Origin of the sequence: Mesorhizobium sp. ES1-6, assembly GCF_020164775.1 — a bacterium.
Taxonomy (GTDB): domain Bacteria; phylum Pseudomonadota; class Alphaproteobacteria; order Rhizobiales; family Rhizobiaceae; genus Mesorhizobium.
The window spans coordinates 21,421-37,372 of sequence record NZ_JAIUGU010000001.1 but is presented as its reverse complement, the minus strand read 5'-3'; the positions used below and the strand labels follow the sequence as shown (position 1 = coordinate 37,372).

At 63.0% G+C, this 15,952-nt stretch carries 15 protein-coding genes and 1 pseudogene; 4 read left to right on the top strand and 12 right to left on the bottom strand.

Features of this window, described 5'->3' with window-relative positions; genetic code table 11:
- Positions 1-228 precede the first annotated feature (228 nt).
- The 12 genes from LB564_RS00200 to LB564_RS00145 all read right to left on the bottom strand — a co-directional run bounded on the left by LB564_RS00200 (position 229) and on the right by LB564_RS00145 (position 11,262).
- Positions 229-741, bottom strand: a complete 513-nt coding sequence (locus LB564_RS00200; RefSeq protein ID WP_411910202.1) for a GNAT family N-acetyltransferase — start codon at positions 739-741, stop codon at positions 229-231.
- Positions 742-743: 2 nt separating this feature from the next.
- Entirely contained in the window at positions 744-1,043 is a 300-nt protein-coding gene (locus LB564_RS00195) for a DUF1778 domain-containing protein (protein WP_224534251.1), read from the bottom strand.
- 52 nt (positions 1,044-1,095) lie between these two features.
- A complete protein-coding gene (locus LB564_RS00190; protein ID WP_224534249.1) occupies positions 1,096-1,713 on the bottom strand; it encodes a riboflavin synthase in 618 nt (205 codons plus the stop codon).
- A 6-nt stretch (positions 1,714-1,719) separates the two neighbouring features.
- On the bottom strand, positions 1,720-2,856 hold the full coding sequence (gene ribD / locus LB564_RS00185) for a bifunctional diaminohydroxyphosphoribosylaminopyrimidine deaminase/5-amino-6-(5-phosphoribosylamino)uracil reductase RibD (RefSeq protein ID WP_224534247.1): 1,137 nt from the start codon (positions 2,854-2,856) through the stop codon (positions 1,720-1,722).
- Between the two features lie 2 nt (positions 2,857-2,858).
- Positions 2,859-3,338: a transcriptional regulator NrdR gene (gene nrdR / locus LB564_RS00180; RefSeq protein WP_127281280.1), complete on the bottom strand. Its 480-nt coding sequence runs from the start codon at positions 3,336-3,338 to the stop codon at positions 2,859-2,861.
- Positions 3,339-3,498: 160 nt separating this feature from the next.
- Positions 3,499-4,077: a hypothetical protein gene (locus tag LB564_RS00175; protein WP_140707304.1), complete on the bottom strand. Its 579-nt coding sequence runs from the start codon at positions 4,075-4,077 to the stop codon at positions 3,499-3,501.
- A 98-nt stretch (positions 4,078-4,175) separates the two neighbouring features.
- Positions 4,176-5,489 carry a serine hydroxymethyltransferase gene (gene glyA, locus LB564_RS00170; protein WP_224534245.1) on the bottom strand — a complete coding sequence of 438 codons (1,314 nt, stop codon included), beginning with the start codon at positions 5,487-5,489 and terminating at the stop codon, positions 4,176-4,178.
- A 177-nt stretch (positions 5,490-5,666) separates the two neighbouring features.
- On the bottom strand, positions 5,667-7,307 hold the full coding sequence (locus LB564_RS00165; protein ID WP_224534244.1) for a Na+/H+ antiporter: 1,641 nt from the start codon (positions 7,305-7,307) through the stop codon (positions 5,667-5,669).
- A 135-nt stretch (positions 7,308-7,442) separates the two neighbouring features.
- Positions 7,443-8,696: a murein L,D-transpeptidase gene (locus LB564_RS00160; RefSeq protein ID WP_140706923.1), complete on the bottom strand. Its 1,254-nt coding sequence runs from the start codon at positions 8,694-8,696 to the stop codon at positions 7,443-7,445.
- 350 nt (positions 8,697-9,046) lie between these two features.
- On the bottom strand, positions 9,047-9,562 hold the full coding sequence (ldtR, locus tag LB564_RS00155) for a transcriptional regulator LdtR (protein ID WP_013896002.1): 516 nt from the start codon (positions 9,560-9,562) through the stop codon (positions 9,047-9,049).
- 237 nt (positions 9,563-9,799) lie between these two features.
- Positions 9,800-10,222, bottom strand: a complete 423-nt coding sequence (locus LB564_RS00150) for a DUF6163 family protein (protein ID WP_140706925.1) — start codon at positions 10,220-10,222, stop codon at positions 9,800-9,802.
- Positions 10,219-11,262, bottom strand: a complete 1,044-nt coding sequence (locus LB564_RS00145) for an enoyl-CoA hydratase/isomerase family protein (protein WP_224534243.1) — start codon at positions 11,260-11,262, stop codon at positions 10,219-10,221. The genes LB564_RS00150 and LB564_RS00145 overlap by 4 nt, the downstream gene beginning before the upstream one ends.
- A gap of 160 nt (positions 11,263-11,422) precedes the next feature.
- Between LB564_RS00145 and LB564_RS00140 the strand changes: the two genes are divergently transcribed.
- The 4 genes and pseudogenes from LB564_RS00140 (at position 11,423) to LB564_RS00120 (ending at position 15,724) form a co-directional block, all read left to right on the top strand.
- Positions 11,423-12,244 carry a DUF2066 domain-containing protein gene (locus LB564_RS00140; RefSeq protein WP_224534242.1) on the top strand — a complete coding sequence of 274 codons (822 nt, stop codon included), beginning with the start codon at positions 11,423-11,425 and terminating at the stop codon, positions 12,242-12,244.
- A gap of 108 nt (positions 12,245-12,352) precedes the next feature.
- On the top strand, positions 12,353-13,384 hold the full coding sequence (hemB, locus tag LB564_RS00135) for a porphobilinogen synthase (protein WP_140706931.1): 1,032 nt from the start codon (positions 12,353-12,355) through the stop codon (positions 13,382-13,384).
- Between the two features lie 382 nt (positions 13,385-13,766).
- Positions 13,767-14,411, top strand: coding sequence for a dihydrofolate reductase family protein (locus tag LB564_RS00130; RefSeq protein ID WP_224534241.1), 645 nt, complete (start codon positions 13,767-13,769; stop codon positions 14,409-14,411).
- A gap of 123 nt (positions 14,412-14,534) precedes the next feature.
- Positions 14,535-15,724, top strand: a pseudogene (locus LB564_RS00120) (integrase core domain-containing protein).
- Positions 15,725-15,952 lie beyond the last annotated feature (228 nt).

The following is a 15,952-nucleotide window of genomic DNA, read 5'->3' as shown; positions in this document are numbered from 1 at the left end:
ACTTAGGCCGAAGCCGGATTGATCGCAAGCGGAAGATTGCCGGAGGCGAGTCGGGCCTATTCCCTCTTTGGGCAAGGCGCCGAGACCGGGCAGTCCTTACCAAGGCTTTCAGCCCAGGCAAGAACGGCTTCGTGATCCACCACATGGCCGGCATCTACATCGGCCAATGCATCCCGCGTGAGCCGCTCTTCCTCGTCGGAATTCCTGCTTTCCATCACGGTCGCTTCCTCATTTGAACAGCTCAGCGATATCGGTCATCGGCCTGAAGAGCTTCATCGGCTGGTCCGGGAACGGCAGAAAGCTCTCGCGTTGATAGAAGCCCTGCGCATCTTCATCCTTGGCATCAACCAGAACGGCGAACGAAGCAATCTCGCTCCTGACGCAACGGGACAGAGCATCAGCCAGTAGGTAACGGCCGTAGCCCTGCCCCCGATACCGTCGATCAACGGCGAGACGCCCCAGCAACGTGGCCGGAATGAGTGGATAGCGGGGAAGCTTGCGAACGGTTTGGGCCGGCCAATCGCCGATAGCCACGGCGGTTGCGGACAGCGTGTAATATCCGGCCACAGTTCCGTCCGGCAAAACAAGAACAAATGGTGCCGCGACGTTCTTGCGCGCATCTTGTCCGGCCTGCATTCTGAAATATCGATCAAGCGCCTCCACGCCGCTCTCGAAAGGCGCCCTGTCGTGCCGCGGACCAAGCACCTCGACCCGAAGAGCACCCTCGACCGAACCGATCACCTTCAGGTACCGATGGCTTGACGATAGCGGCGTACTGTCTCTCGCAGACGATCATTCACGGGTTGAGGATTGATCAAAGCATCCACGAAGGCGCGACTATCGCGGACGGAAAGATCGAGGCGCTGATGCTCCTCGATGGCTCGGCGGGCTGCTTCCTGGACGCTGCTCAGCACAAAATCGGTCACCGTCCGGCCCTGCAGGGCAGCGGCATGTTCAATAAGGCTCTTCTGATCGGCGGTGATGCGTGCCTCCAGACGTTCGCCACGGATACGGCTGCGACTAGGGCGAGCATGTGCTGTCATTGTCTTTACTCCTGAAGACAATGTACGGCCATTAGCCGGCAACTTCAAGGGCTCACAGCCCCTCTTTCGCCGCCTCAGCCAACCGCGCCGCGTACCGCGCCATGGTGTCGATCTCCAGGTTGACGCGGTCGCCGGCCTTGCGTTCGCCCCAGGTGGTTACGGTCAGCGAATGATGGATCAACAGCACGTCGAAGCGGGTGCCCGCGACCCTGTTGACGGTGAGCGAGGTGCCGTCGAGCGCGACGGAGCCTTTCGGCGCGATAAATTTCGCCAGATCGCGCGGCGCTTCCAGCGTGAAGCGCACCGCGTCGCCCTCATCCCTGCGCTCGACGATCTCGGCGGTTCCGTCGACATGGCCCGAAACGATGTGGCCGCCGAGTTCGTCGCCGATCTTCAGCGCCCGCTCCAGATTGATCCTGGTGCCCGATTTCCAGCCCGCCGCCGTCGTCAGCCTGAGCGCCTCCTCCCAGGCCTCGACCTCGAACCAGCGCGCGTTCGAGCCGCTGTCGGGCAAGGCAGTGACCGTCAGGCAGACGCCGCCGCAGGAGATCGAGGCGCCGATGGCGATGCTCTCGGGGTCATAAGCGGTGTCGATGCGCAGTCCCACCCCTTCCCGCAGTGGCTTGAGGGCGGCCACGGTGCCGATATCGGTGACAATCCCGGTAAACATCGATCGCTATCCCTGAAAATCCCTGATCCATTCGGCGTAACCGTCTTCGCCAAACCGCATCTCGCGCAGCTTGCGAAACCCTGCCGGGATATGGTCGGCGTCGAGAGGCGATGCAATGCCGTCGCCGCCGATCGCTTCCGGTCCCTGGAACAGCACGATGCGGTCGACCAGCCCATCGGCCAGGAAGGCGCTCGCCACCTTGGCCCCGCCCTCGACCAGCACGCTTGCCATGCCGAGCGCCGCCAGATCCTCGAGCAGTTCCGGCAATGCCACGCCGCCCTCGTGCGTTTCGGTACCGATGAAGCGCACGCCGGCGCGTTCAAGTGCCGCCCGGCGCTGCGGATCGGCCTCCAGGCAAGCCGCGACATAAAGCGGCACGCGATCGACGCCCGACACCAGCTTCGAGCCCTCCGGCAGCCTGATCTGGCGGTCGAGCACGATGCGGGCAGGCGAACGGTTCTCCAGCCCGGGCAAACGCACCGTCAGCGCCGGGTCATCTTCAAGAGCCGTGCCGATACCGACCAGAATGGCGTCGGCCTCGGCCCGCATCAGGTAGACTTCGCGGCGCGCCATGTCGCCCGTTATCGCGACCTGGCCGGCGCCTTCCCGGCCGATCTTACCGTCGCTGGAAAGCGCAAGCTTCAGAATCACTTCCGGGCGCTTTTTCAGAGAGCGAATCAAATAGCCCGCCATCTGCTCGGCGGCTTCGGCGGCCATGACCTTTTCAACCACCTCGACACCGGCGTCGCGCAGGATGGCATAGCCCTGCCCGGAGACCCGCGGATCGGGATCGCTGGCCGCACCCACGACACGGGCGATGCCGGCGTTGACCAGCGCATTGGCGCAAGGCGGCGTGCGGCCGTGATGCGCGCAGGGTTCCAGCGTGACGTAAGCGGTGGCGCCGCGCGCGCGTTGCCCGGCCTCGGCAAGCGCCTCGGTCTCGGCATGCGGACGGCCACCAATCGCGGTCACGCCCGTACCGACGATCATCGGTCCCGAGCCGTCGTCACGCACGATGACCGTGCCGACGGAAGGATTGGTCGAGGTTCGGCCGGCATTCCTGCGCGAAAGCCGCAGGGCCGCGGCCATGAAACGGCGATCAAGGGCCGCTTGTTCGGCCTCGCTGCGTTGCGGTGCTGCCATGCTTAGCCGGCGTCCTCTTCACTCTTGTCTTCGTCGCCCTTCAACTCGCCGAGCAGCTCGTGGAAATCCTTGGCCTCACGGAAATTGCGATAGACCGAGGCGAATCGCACATAGGCGACATCGTCGAGCGATTTCAGTGCATCCATGACCAGCCGGCCGACCTCGCCCGAGGCCACTTCCGTTTCGCCGGAGCTTTCCAGCTGACGCACGATGCCGGTCACGGCGCGGTCGATGCGCTCGGGATCGACATTGCGCTTGCGCACGGCGATCTCGACTGAGCGCAACAGCTTGTCGCGGTCGAACGGCACTTTTCGTCCCGATTTCTTGACCACGACGAGGTCGCGCAACTGCACCCGCTCGAAGGTCGTGAAACGGCCACCGCAATCGGGGCAGACACGCCGCCGCCGGATGGCCGCACCGTCCTCGGCGGGGCGCGAATCCTTCACCTGCGTATCTTCGGACTGGCAATAGGGACAGCGCATGGAAAGCCTTGGGTTCGCGAATCTGGTGAGGCGAAAAGGCTTAGAGCCTTTCCGGTGCGGTTTGAAGCAGTTCCGTATTGTCCGGGGCCTGCCGCGCCTCAGAGATAGCGAGGCGCGAGCAAGATTGCCAGCGCGGCAAGCAGTTGCTCCGGCCAGGCCGTTAAGGCGCAACGTCCTTGGTCGGGAAGCCGCAAGATGCGCCGAGGTTGCGATAGGCCTTCGTGAAACCGTCCATCGGTATGCTGGCGACGGCCTGCTTGCCGAAAGCCACATCGAGCGAGGTAACCTGGCGCATGGCGCGCAGCAGCGCGAGACTTGTCTTGGCCTGGTTGTCGATCGTCCAGCTCGGACGGCCGTTGACGGCGTCGTTGGAATAGACCGTCGTCGAAACCTTGACGCCGGGATCACCAAAGGTCGCTGCGATCTTTTTGCCGGTTACCAGGCTCTTGTTGTCGATGGTGATCAGGATCGCCGGATAAGCATCGGGCGGCAGCGCATCGCCGGTCGAAATCGACAATGTCAGCGTGCCCGAATTGCCGCCCGCATCGAAGAACGCCGTGGAAGCCGCGCAGGTCTTGTGCGCGTCCTGGCCGGTGTCGAGCGTATCGACCATGGTTGTCCATCGGCCGAAAGTGCTGGTGGCAGGCATGTCTGGAGCGGGCTCGGTCTGCGCCAAGGCGCACCCGCAAACGGCAAGCCAACCGATAGCGCCAAGTGAAGCAAGACAAAAACCGCGCATCATCAAGTCTCCAGTTCCATGCGTCGCCCGATCAGGGGTGACGCACTGCCGTGGATAAAAGATGACGCTTCGCGCCTGGTCAACCGAGATGAGGATGGTCAACCGAGATAGGGATAGAGCGGGAAGCGGTCGGTCAATGCAACGACCTTGGCCTTGACCGCGGCCTCGACAGCGGCATTGCCTTCGTCGGAATTGGCGACCTTGAGACCATCCAGCACTTCGGCGATCAGCTTGCCGATCTCACGGAATTCGGCCTGGCCAAAGCCGCGCGTGGTGCCAGCGGGCGTGCCCAGCCGTACGCCCGACGTGACGAAGGGCTTTTCCGGGTCGAAGGGGATGCCGTTCTTGTTGCAGGTGATGTTGGCGCGGCCAAGGGCCGCTTCGGCGCGCTTGCCGGTGGCGTTCTTGGGCCTGAGATCGACCAGCATCAAATGGTTGTCGGTGCCGCCCGAGACGATGTCGAGGCCCGTCTCCTTGAGGCTGGAGGCAAGCGCCTTGGCATTGGCGGCGACGCTTTCGGCATAGATCTTGAAGCTCGGCTTCAACGCTTCGCCGAAGGCCACTGCCTTGGCCGCGATGACATGCATCAGCGGGCCGCCCTGCAGACCGGGGAACACCGCCGAATTCATCTTCTTGGCGATGTCCTCGTCATTGCACAGGATCATGCCGCCGCGCGGGCCGCGCAGCGACTTGTGCGTGGTGGTCGTCACCACATGGGCGTGCGGCAGCGGCGAGGGATGCACGCCGCCGGCGACGAGGCCGGCAATGTGGGCCATGTCGACCATCAGGTAGGCGCCGACCGCGTCGGCGATCTCGCGAAAACGCTTCCAGTCCCAGATGCGCGAATAGGCGGTGCCGCCAGCCAGGATCAGCTTCGGCTTGGTCTCGTGCGCGGTCTTTTCAATGGCGTCCATGTCGAGCAGATGGTCGTCCTTGCGCACACCATAGGAAACGACCTTGAACCATTTGCCGCTCATGTTGACGGGCGAGCCGTGGGTGAGATGGCCGCCGGAATTGAGGTCGAGGCCCATGAAGGTGTCGCCGGGCTGCAGCAGCGCCAGAAACACCGCCTGGTTCATCTGGCTGCCCGAATTCGGCTGGACGTTGGCGAAATTGCAGCCGAACAACTTCTTGGCGCGCTCGATGGCCAGTTCCTCGGCCACGTCGACGAACTGGCAGCCGCCATAATAGCGCTTGCCCGGATAGCCCTCGGCATATTTGTTGGTCATGATCGAGCCCTGCGCCTCGAGCACGGCGCGTGAGACGATGTTTTCCGAGGCGATCAGTTCGATCTCGTGCCGCTGGCGACCGAGCTCGTTGCGGATGGCGCCGAAAATCTCCGGATCGGCATCTTCCAGCGTTGTTTCGAAGAAGGATTCGAATTTGTTCGACGCCGCCGCTGCAGTTGCCATGGCCTGAAAATCCTCCGGTTTTGGGATCACTATGCACACATATCGCTGCCCCAAAAAGCGCTGCTCACTTTTGGGGCGACATGCACTGGCGCGCCATTAACACAGTTGTTTTGGCCTCGCCACGTTTACGGCGCGAAATTTGCTGGCCGGTTTGCGCCAACGGATCGCGGCGGATCGCTATTTCCTGTCCCGGCGCTGCTTCAGCAAGGCCTCGGTCAAGGTGATTTCGGAAAACAGCGCACGCATCGTGTGATCGTTGATCTCCTGGCTGCGGAACATCGCGCGCAACGCGGAGCGTTCGGCTTCGATACCCGCCGCCCTGAGTTCCAGCTCCAGCCTCCCGGCTTCGCGGGCCTCGGCGCGGGCCTCGTCGGCTTCGTCCGAGGCCGCGATGCGCCGCCGGTAGCCGGCCACGATGCTGTCGGCGACGGCCAGCCGGGCCTCGACCGCCTCGCCCTCGCCTGCCTCGTTGGCGATGCTTTCGATCCTGGCAATCGCCGCATTGGCGGCGCCGACGCGCGCGCGACGCTCCTCCGCGGCGGCCGGATCCTCGCCCGGCTGAACGAGGCCTCGCGCGATCCTGGGCAAGGCAAAGCTGGCGATGACGAGCGAGCAGATGATGACGCCGGCGGCGAGGAAGATCACCACGTCGCGTGCCGGAAAGGGTGAGCCGTCCTGCAAAGCCAGCGGCAAGGACAGGATGCCCGCCAACGTGATGGCGCCGCGCACGCCGGCCACGGAGCCGGCGAGCCGTACGCGAAATCCGAAAGGCTCGACCTCGCGCTTGCCCAGGCGCGCCGCGATCGCCTGGGCGATGTCGCCGATCCATATCCAGAAGAAGCGCAGTCCGATCAGGCAGAGCGTCAGGATCAGCACCGTCGCCACCGGCTCGATCAGCCAATGCCGGCTGGACAGTTCCGGCGGGACCTTGCGGATGATGTCGGGGAGTTGGAGGCCGAGCAGAATGAACAGGGCGCCGTTGAAGACGAAAGTGAGTGTCGCCCACAATGACAGGGTCTGCATGCGCGCCGACACGCCGAGGTAGCGGTACATGCCGGAAGCCCCGGTCAGCAGGCCGGCGGTGACCGCCGCCAGGATGCCGGAGGCACCGACATGCTCGGCGCCGAGATAGGCGACGAAAGGCAGCAGGATCATGACCAGGACCTGCGCCTCGGCCGGCACGCCGCCGATGCGGTTGAGCAGCTGCAACGCCTTGGCGGCAATGAACAAGGCCACGACACCGGCCAGGATACCGGCGGCGACGGCGTAGAGGAAACCGAGCGAGGCTCCGGCGAGCGAGAAGCTGCCGGTCAATGCCGCCGCCACCGCGAAGCGGAACATGACCAGGCCCGACGCGTCGTTGAGCAGCGACTCGCCCTCCAATATGTGCATCAGCCGGGACGGAACCACATTCCTGTCGACAATCGAGGACACCGCCACGGCGTCGGTCGGCGACAGCACGGCGGCCAGCGCGAAAGCGACGACCAGCGGAATGCTCGGCACCAGCCAGTGCAAGGCATAGCCGAAGCCGACAATGGTGAAGAAGACGAGCCCGATCGCGAGATCGAGGATCGGTCCGCGCAAACCGATGAGCTCACGTTTGGGCGCCGCGAAGGCGTCACCGAACAGAAGCGGCGGGATGAACACCAGCAGGAAAAGTTCCGGATCGATCTCGACATGCAGGCCCTTAGCGGGCCAGGCAAGGGCCGCGCCAATGGCGATCTGCAGCACCGGCAGAGGTATCCGAACCAGCCGGGCGAGCGCGCCCGACAGCGCCACGAAGACAAGCACGACGAGAATGAAGATGGCGACGTCCATGGCGCGATTCCGGCTGTTTGACCGACCATGCGCAATCGCCGGAGCTACCAGTCGGGTCGGACGGCTGGAAATGGCGGCAGGCCCGCAACAAAAAAGCCGCCCTGAGAGCGGCTTTTTTTCAAAAATATCAGAGCGTTAGAGCGAAGACGTGATCTGCAGCTCGCTGGCGCCATCGAGCGCGTAGACGTCGTCGCGGAACTGGACCACGCCCGGTCCGGTCGACCAGGCCGACAGATAGAGGAAATGCACCGGCACCGGGTTGGTGACCTGGATCGGCGTGTTCTGGCCGGTCTTGATGGCGGCCTCGAAATGCTGGCGATCCCAGCCGGGCGTGTCGCGCAGGATCCAGGTGACGAGATCGCGCACGTTCTGGACGCGCACGCAGCCCGAGGAATCGAAGCGCATCATCTTGCCGAACAGGCTCTGCTGCGGCGTGTCGTGCATGTAGACGCCGTCCGGGCTCGGGAAATTGATCTTGACCGATGCCATGGCGTTTTCCGAACCGGGATCCTGACGGAAACGGTACTTGGCGGCATCGTCGGTCGACCAGTCGACGTTCATCGGATCGACTTCGCTGCCATCGGGCGCGAACAGGCGGATATGGCTGTTCTTCAGATAATCGGGATCCTTCCGCATCAGCGGAATGATGTCCTTGCGCACGATCGAGACCGGTGCGTTCCAGTACGGGTTGACGATGATCTCGTTGATCTTGGAATTGACGATCGGCGTCTGGCGGTCGATCTTGCCGACGATCGCGGTGTGGCGAAGCACGACACGGTCGTTCTCGACCGCTTCGACCTGCGCTGCCGGAATGTCGACCAGCACATAGCGGCTGCCCAGCGTGCCGGCCTTCTCCTTCAGCCGCTGCAGATTGGTCTGCAACTGGCCAAGCCTGATCTGCGCCGACACGTTCATCGCGGCGTAGGTGTATTTGCCCATCGAGCCGTCGGCCGGCAGGCCATGGCGCAACTGGAAACGCTTGACCGCCGAGTCGACATAGGAATCGAAGGCCGTCGAAATGCCGGCGCTCTGCGACAGGTCGCCCGCAACCATCAGGCGCTTGCGCAACGGCACCACGTCCGGGTCGTCGACGCCGAGCTGAAGCTTCTTGGTCGCGGGAACATCCGTCCAGCCGCCCTGCGAGACAATGTTCTGATACTGCGCCACCGCCTGTTCGGTGAAGGCAACCGTCTGCGGGCTGAAGATCGGCAGCGTCGAGGCCACCTTGCCGCCTTCGCTGGCACGGGCGTCGAACTGGTCATCCCAATTGCCGCGGGCGGAGGATTTCAGGATATCTCCGATCACATCCTGCGCATTCGCGCGTCCGGCCACCACGGCGGCGGCGAGCGCGGAAGCCCCGGAAAGAAAAAAGCGGCGGCTGGTTCTCATGGACGTTCCAGACATTCTTGTAGCGGTTCGATCAATTGCTGCGTCGATCATCGTACGATCTCGCCCGCACTCTAAAATTGGCAATCTTAACAATTAGCCAACCATGGTCCGTGTCACATTGGCGAGAGAACGCACGAAAGCGAGACGAGTTGCGGGCGGACGCATGGTCTTCACCACAGCATCACTACCACTCTCGGTTCCATTGGAATATGGCGGCAACGTGGCCTTGGCCCGTAATTTGCTTTGGCCGGAGACACGAAAAGAAAAGACCGATGCTTTTCGGCACCGGCCCTGACTGGAGGTCGTGTTTGGCCACGCTTCTGCGGCGCGGCTCTGATTTCGGCCGTGACTTACATCCGGTAGGCGATGGTATCGTTCCAGAAGCGGTCGAGGCGCTGCAAAGCGCGGTTCATCTGCTTGAACTCGTCGGTGTTGATGCCACCGACCTGTTCGATCGAGCCGACATGGCGCTCATAGAGACCGGCGACAACATCAGCCACCTCGTTGCCCTTAGGCGTCAGCGAGACGCGGACCGAACGGCGGTCGATGCGCGAGCGCTGGTGGTTGATGAAGCCGAGATCGACCAGCTTCTTCAGGTTGTAAGAGACATTCGAGCCGAGATAGTAGCCACGCGAGCGCAACTCGCCGGCGGTCAGCTCCGAATTGCCGATGTTGAAGAGCAGCAGCGCCTGGATGGCGTTGATGTCGGAACGGCCATTGCGGTCGAATTCGTCCTTGATGACGTCAAGCAGACGGCGGTGCAGGCGCTCGACCAGCTGCAGCGATTCCATGTACAGGGAACGGATAGCCTCGCGGCGATCGTCGGAAACGTTGGCGGTCTTTGCCGCCGGACGCGAATTGATCATTGTCTTTGCCTCTCGTTTGTCGCCCTGGTGATTTTTTGTTTTTCACCTTGATCGCGACACTATCGAATACTCATAAAATTCGACTTAAACGCTAGGGCTAACAAGAGCTTACCGGTAAGAGGTTTCGCAAGACGCTTAACGAACGGTCACCCGAGCAAGGATGATTAACCTAAAGATTTAGGCAATGATCGCGGGACCGGGCAGCGGCGATCGCCGAGGGTCAACGTCCGCAAGGGCTTAGTGCCGTACCGGTCGTTTCTGCAGGTAGATGACGACGCGAAAGACGATGTAAAGCAGCGCCACGCAGGCATGCGAGACGATGATCAGCAGACGATGGCCGAAAAGCTCGGGAAAACCGGCATACATGACCGTCTCGGTGACCGCGCAGATGAACCAGATCACCGGCCCCCAGGACGCCAGCATCCACAACCCTGCCGCGGCGAAGGGAAAGAACACGGCGAGCATCACCGCCGCCACCTGCCAATGCACCGGCATGAGGTCGAAGCGCCACAGCGAGCCCGGATAAAAGCCGATCAGCTTGATCCAGTACAGGATACCGAACAGCAGGCAGTAGCCCGCGATGACACGCTGGAACCAGGCGAAGATCACCTCGACCGTCGAGGGTTGCAGAACGACACGTCTCGACGTCACCTCGCTCACAGCGCAAGCTCCCGATCGCCGAGCGGGGCGAAATAAGCCTCGATATCCGACTCGCTGACCGCATCGAGACTTGCCGGCCGCCATTGCGGCGTCGAGCCCTTGCCAATGATGGCGGCGCGGATGCCTTCGTAGAAATCGTGGCCGGCCAGCATGCGGTTGAGGATGCGGAACTCCATCCTCATGCAGTCGTCCATCGACAAGGTCAGCCCGGCGCCGATCTCGCGCCAGGCAACGTGAAGGCTGGTCGGCGAGCGGCTTCTCATCATGGCCAGCGTCTTCTCGGCAAAGGCATCGCCGCCGGCGGCGCCTTCAAGACTGGCAATGACGGCGGCAAGCGTGCCTTGCGAAAAGTGGCGGGCGATCGAATCGAGGTCCTGCCGTTCCGTCTCGCGTTTGGCCGGGACGAAGAAATCGCGCAACTCGGCGTTCGGGTCATTGCTGCTTGCCAATTCGTCGAGCAGTCCTGCCTGGTCGGCGGCCTTGATCGTGTGCGTGGCAAGGCCGGACCACAGCGCATCGCCATAACGGATACGCGCTCCCGTCAGCCCGAGATACATGCCGAAGCTGCCGCCGAGATCCGGAAGCAGGTGGCTGGCGCCGACATCGGGAAAGAAGCCGATGCCGACTTCCGGCATGGCGAACTGCGCATTCTCGGTCATTATGCGGTGCGAGCCATGGAAGGAGATGCCGACGCCGCCGCCCATGACGATGCCGTCGATGAGCGCGACATAGGGTTTCCTGAAGCGGGCGATGCGGGCGTTGAGCCTGTATTCATCGGCGAAGAAATCGACCGGCGGCTTGCCGGCACGGCCGGCCTCGTAGACCTGCAGGATATCGCCGCCAGCGGAAAACGCCCTGCCCTCGGCCTTGACGATGACGACGTTGATGCTCGCATCCTGCTCCCAGGCATCGAGCGCCTTGCCGAGCGCCTTGACCATGTTGTGCGTGATGGCATTGAGCGCCTTCGGCCGCGTCAGCGTGACGACGCCGGCCCGGCCCAGCCGCTCGAAGCGGATCTCATCGCCGCCGCCAAAATCCATCGCCAGAGAATCCCTCCCCCGCGCCTGCGGGACTGAAGTGCTAAAGGCGGCGCAAGGGTGCGTCAATGGCAGCAGCCTGTCGGCCGCGGTCTTGGCGGCAAGCGGCAGCCGATGCTACGTTGGCGGCCATTACGACAGGCAAGAGCCGGATAGTGAGCCCATGCCGCAGTTTTTGCGCCTTGTCCTTGTTCTGAGTTGCCTGTCTGCGTTGTGGGCAACCAGTGCCCCCGCAGGGGCGACCGACCTTGGCGACCTTTACCAGTCGCAGACCATCGTCACCGGCCAGGGTGAAGAAAACCGCCAGCTCGGCTTCAGGACTTGCCTCGACAAGGTCCTCGTTCGCGTTTCGGGCGATCAGCGGCTGCTTGCCAGACGCGAAATGGACGCGCTGCGCGACAAGGCCGGCAGCTTCGTCGACTCGTTCCGCTACCATGATCGGCTGGAGGGCATTCCAATCCATGACGAGCAAGGCACGCATGACCGGCCGCACGATCTCACCTGTTTCTACAAGCCTGATGTGATCGACAAGGTGCTGGCGTCGCTCGGCAGCAAGCCGTGGCTTGGCGAGCGGCCGACGCTCACCGTCTTTCTCACCGCCGAACAAGGAACCCGGCATTTCGTATTGAGCGCCGAGGAGAACCGTGGCGAAACGATGCGCGAATCCTTCGACAATGCCGCCGGTCCAACGCTGATGCGCCTCGTGTTTCCCGGGATCGCGCAGCTTGCCGGCTTGAACGAAGAAGCGCTGCGCGCCGCCGACATGGCAAAACTCGATCAGCTGGCCAGCCAGGCTGGCGGAGACCGAGCGATTGCCGGCAGCATCATATGGAGCGACAAAGAGCTTGGCTGGATCGCCGATTGGCGGTTGGCCGACCGTGGAACGACCTATCGCTGGCAGGTCCGCGGTGTCAGCTTCGACGAGGCATTCCGTGTGGCCATCGCAGGCGCGGCGCGGATTCTTTCGGGTAATGGCCAACCCTGATCGAGATTTTGCGGTTGGGATCGGGCAGCTTCGAACGCTGGCACAAACGTGTCGCATTGGTCCGCGACGCGTCCGCGTGGTAAAAGCCACCGACCCGGAGTTTTGGCCATGAACAAATTCACCCCGACAAAGCCAGCCGGCGCGCGCAGCGTCGACGACGTCACCGGCAGCCGGCGGCTCAGGCGCATGCGCAAGGCCGACTGGTCGCGCCGGCTCGTGCAGGAGAACAGGCTTTCGGTCGACGACCTGATCTGGCCGATCTTCGTCGTCGAGGGCAAGGATGTCCGCGAGCCGATCGCCGCAATGCCCGGCGTCTTTCGCCTGTCGGTCGACCTGGCCGTCAAGGAGGCCGAACGCGCGGCCAAGCTCGGCATTCCGGCCCTTGCCACCTTTCCCAATGTGGAACTCGGCTTGCGCGACCAGACCGGCTCGCACATCCTCGACCCGCAAAACATCATCAACCGCGCCACCCGCGCCATCAAGGACGCGGTGCCCGAGATCGGCATCATCACCGATGCCGCGCTCGATCCGTTCACCAGCCATGGCCATGACGGCATCCTGCGTGACGGCATCATCGTCAATGACGAAACCGTGGAACAGGTGGCGGCGGCGGCGGTCATCCAGGCCGCGGCCGGCGCCGACATCATCGCGCCGTCGGACATGATGGACGGCCGCATCGGCGCCATTCGCGACGCGCTCGACGCCAACGGTTTTCAGGACGTGGCGATCATGTCCTACGCGACGAAGTTCGCTTCGGCCTTCTACGGCCCCTACCGCGAGGCGGTCGGCACGGCCGGTCTGCTCAAGGGCGACAAGAAGACCTATTATATCGACCACGCCAATTCGGACGAGGCGGTGCGCGAGGCCGAGCAGGACATCGCCGAGGGCGCCGACATGCTCATGGTCAAGCCCGGCCTGCCCTATCTCGACATCATCCGCCGGCTTAAGGACGAATTCCAGATGCCCACCTTCGCCTACCAGGTGTCGGGCGAATATTCGATGATCAAGGCGGCCGGCGCCAATGGCTGGATCGATGGCGAGAAGGCGATGCTGGAGTCGTTGCTCGCCTTCAAGCGCGCCGGCTGCGACGGCATCCTGACCTATTTCGCGCCCGAAGTGGCTGTGATGCTGAAAGGCTAGCCCCGACTTCCCGGGGCACTGCCTTTCAGGAGATGTCACCAATCTTTCGAGCGGCCGCCGGCTCCTTCGAATTCCCGCTGACAAAAACCGGCTGTTGCGGCAGGATTGAAGCGCAGTCAAAGGCGGCCAGCAGCCAACGCCTCGCCCAAAAGGGTTGGCCAATGCCTCCAGTGGGATAATTACCCGATCCGTTTCACCGTCGGGCGAAGCCTCCGCTGATGCAGGACGCGGACTTCGCCGTGACCTGAGGAACGGACATGCGATGCCCTGACCGGACGGCGAGGTTCGGACACCCTTTCGGCAAAAAACCGCTTGCAATTCAAAATCAGTTTGCCTAGAGGAAACCACTTGCAAAATACAACTGGTTCTAGGAGGAGGTCTCATGTCCAAACTTCGCGTCAACGCTTTCAGCCTGTCTCTCGACGGCTATGGCGCCGGTCCCGATCAGGACCTGGAGAATCCGCTCGGCGTCGGTGGAAAAGCCCTGCACAAATGGGCTTTCGGCACCCGCACCTTCCGCAAGATGTTCGGCGAGGATGGCGGCGACACAGGCGTCGACGAAGACTTCGCGGCGCGCAGCTTCGAGAATATCGGCGCCTGGATTCTCGGCCGCAACATGTTCGGGCCGATCAGGGGCGAATGGCCTGACGACAAGTGGAAGGGCTGGTGGGGCGACAACCCGCCCTACCATGTGCCGGTTTTCGTGCTGACGCACTACAAGCGGGAGCCGATCACCATGGAAGGCGGCACCACCTTTCATTTCGTCACCGACGGCATCCATTCGGCGCTCGAGCAGGCAAAGTCGGCGGCCGGCGACAAGGACGTGCGGGTGGGTGGCGGTGTCGACACCATCCGGCAATATCTCCAGGAGAGATTGATCGACGAGATGCACCTGGCGATTTCGCCGGTGCTGCTGGGCAAAGGTGAGAACCTTTTTGCCGGGCTCGACATGTTGAAGCTTGGCTACGCGTGCACCGAGCAAGTGGCGACGGCGCTGGCCACGCACGTGGTTATCAAGCGGGCATAATTACAGCTCTTTCTCCCCGTCACTATACGGGGAGAAATGTCCGGTGTCCGACCCGGATAGATAGGTAACAGAATGGACCGATTAGATGGGTGACAGTTTTCTCGTTTGCCGGGAGGACCGGCGATGGTTTGGCGAGAGACTGTGCTCATGGATGAGCGGCTTCGTTTTGTTGTGGAATGCCTTTCTGGCGAGGAGACGATGACGCAGCTTTGCGCTGGCTTCGAGATTTCGCGCAAGACGGGCTACAAACGGCTGGCACGCTACCGAGAATTCGGCCCGGAGGCTTGCAAGATCGGCCACGTGCACCGCTTGAGCACGGCCGTGCGACGGCAGCGGCGCTGGTTGAGCGGATCGTGTTTGAGAAGGAAGTGCATCCGCTGTGGGGTCCCAAGAAGATCATGGCCCGACTGAGGCGCAGCGAGCCTGGCTGCGTCTGGCCATCGGTGTCGACGGCGGGTGAGATCCTGAAGCGGCATGGTCTTGTGGGAGGCCGGCGCAAGCGCTGGCGGGCTGTTGGCAATGGGCCGTGGCCGCAGCCAGCGGAGCCGAATGCGGTGTGGACGGCAGATCACAAAGGCTGGTTCCGGACGCGCGACGGGTGGCGCTGCGAGCCGTTGACGGTGATGGATGCGTGGAGCCGCTACCTGCTGGGGCTCGAGGCGACGGGCTCGACGGCCGACGAGGAGGCGTGGCCGGTGTTTGAGCGGCTGTTTGCCCAGCACGGTCTGCCGGATCGCATCCGAAGTGACAACGGCTCACCATTTGCGTCGAGCGGCGTCACAGGGCTGACGCCGCTTAGCGTGCGCTTCATCAAGCTCGGCATTGCGCTGGAACGCATTCGGCCAGGCAAGCCGCAGCAGAACGGGCGCCATGAGCGTTTCCATCTGACCATGCTGCCAATGGCCAACGCACCGCAGGCTGACAGGGCGGCTCAAGCCAGGGCCTTCGAGGCCTTCCGGCGCAGCTACAATGAGGAGCGTCCCCATGAGGCGCTTGGCATGGACACCCCGTCACAGCATTACCGTTCCTCGAACCGGCCCATGCCCAAGAGCGTTCCCGAACCCGACTATCCGGCCGAGGCGGCGGTGCGCGGCGTGCGCCAGAACGGCGCCGTCAAATGGCAAGGAACCGAGATCTATATCTCGGCCACCTTGGTCGGCGAACCGATCGCCATCGAGGAGACCGAGAATGGCGAATGGGCCATACGCTTCTACGCCCATCCGCTCGGCTTCATCGACAAGAAGCACATGAAACTGGTTCGCCGCAGCGCCGCGCCAACCGCACCGCTTGGCGCTGCGGCGAACGCTACATAGGGGGAGAAAACTGTTACCTATGTATCCGGTTCAATCTGTTACCCATCTATCCGCTGGACACCGGCAGGACAATGAGGGGCGGCGCTACCGGTCGAAGATTGTCTTTCCCGACCACCCCACCGATAACAAAAATGGCCCAGAATACGTTCACGCAGCGATCTGGCCGAGTTCAAATGTAGAAGGTCAGCGCTGCCCCTCATCCGCCTGCCGGCACCTTCTCCTCGTATA

Coding starts and splice junctions, on each gene's coding strand:
- LB564_RS00195 (WP_224534251.1), bottom strand. CDS start 1,043: ATGACAGCACATGCTCGCCCTAGTCGCAGCCGTATCCGTGGCGAACGT.
- LB564_RS00190 (WP_224534249.1), bottom strand. CDS start 1,713: ATGTTTACCGGGATTGTCACCGATATCGGCACCGTGGCCGCCCTCAAG.
- ribD (WP_224534247.1), bottom strand. CDS start 2,856: ATGGCAGCACCGCAACGCAGCGAGGCCGAACAAGCGGCCCTTGATCGC.
- nrdR (WP_127281280.1), bottom strand. CDS start 3,338: ATGCGCTGTCCCTATTGCCAGTCCGAAGATACGCAGGTGAAGGATTCG.
- LB564_RS00175 (WP_140707304.1), bottom strand. CDS start 4,077: ATGCGCGGTTTTTGTCTTGCTTCACTTGGCGCTATCGGTTGGCTTGCC.
- glyA (WP_224534245.1), bottom strand. CDS start 5,489: ATGGCAACTGCAGCGGCGGCGTCGAACAAATTCGAATCCTTCTTCGAA.
- LB564_RS00165 (WP_224534244.1), bottom strand. CDS start 7,307: ATGGACGTCGCCATCTTCATTCTCGTCGTGCTTGTCTTCGTGGCGCTG.
- LB564_RS00160 (WP_140706923.1), bottom strand. CDS start 8,696: ATGAGAACCAGCCGCCGCTTTTTTCTTTCCGGGGCTTCCGCGCTCGCC.
- ldtR (WP_013896002.1), bottom strand. CDS start 9,562: ATGATCAATTCGCGTCCGGCGGCAAAGACCGCCAACGTTTCCGACGAT.
- LB564_RS00145 (WP_224534243.1), bottom strand. CDS start 11,262: ATGGATTTTGGCGGCGGCGATGAGATCCGCTTCGAGCGGCTGGGCCGG.
- LB564_RS00140 (WP_224534242.1), top strand. CDS start 11,423: ATGCCGCAGTTTTTGCGCCTTGTCCTTGTTCTGAGTTGCCTGTCTGCG.
- hemB (WP_140706931.1), top strand. CDS start 12,353: ATGAACAAATTCACCCCGACAAAGCCAGCCGGCGCGCGCAGCGTCGAC.
- LB564_RS00130 (WP_224534241.1), top strand. CDS start 13,767: ATGTCCAAACTTCGCGTCAACGCTTTCAGCCTGTCTCTCGACGGCTAT.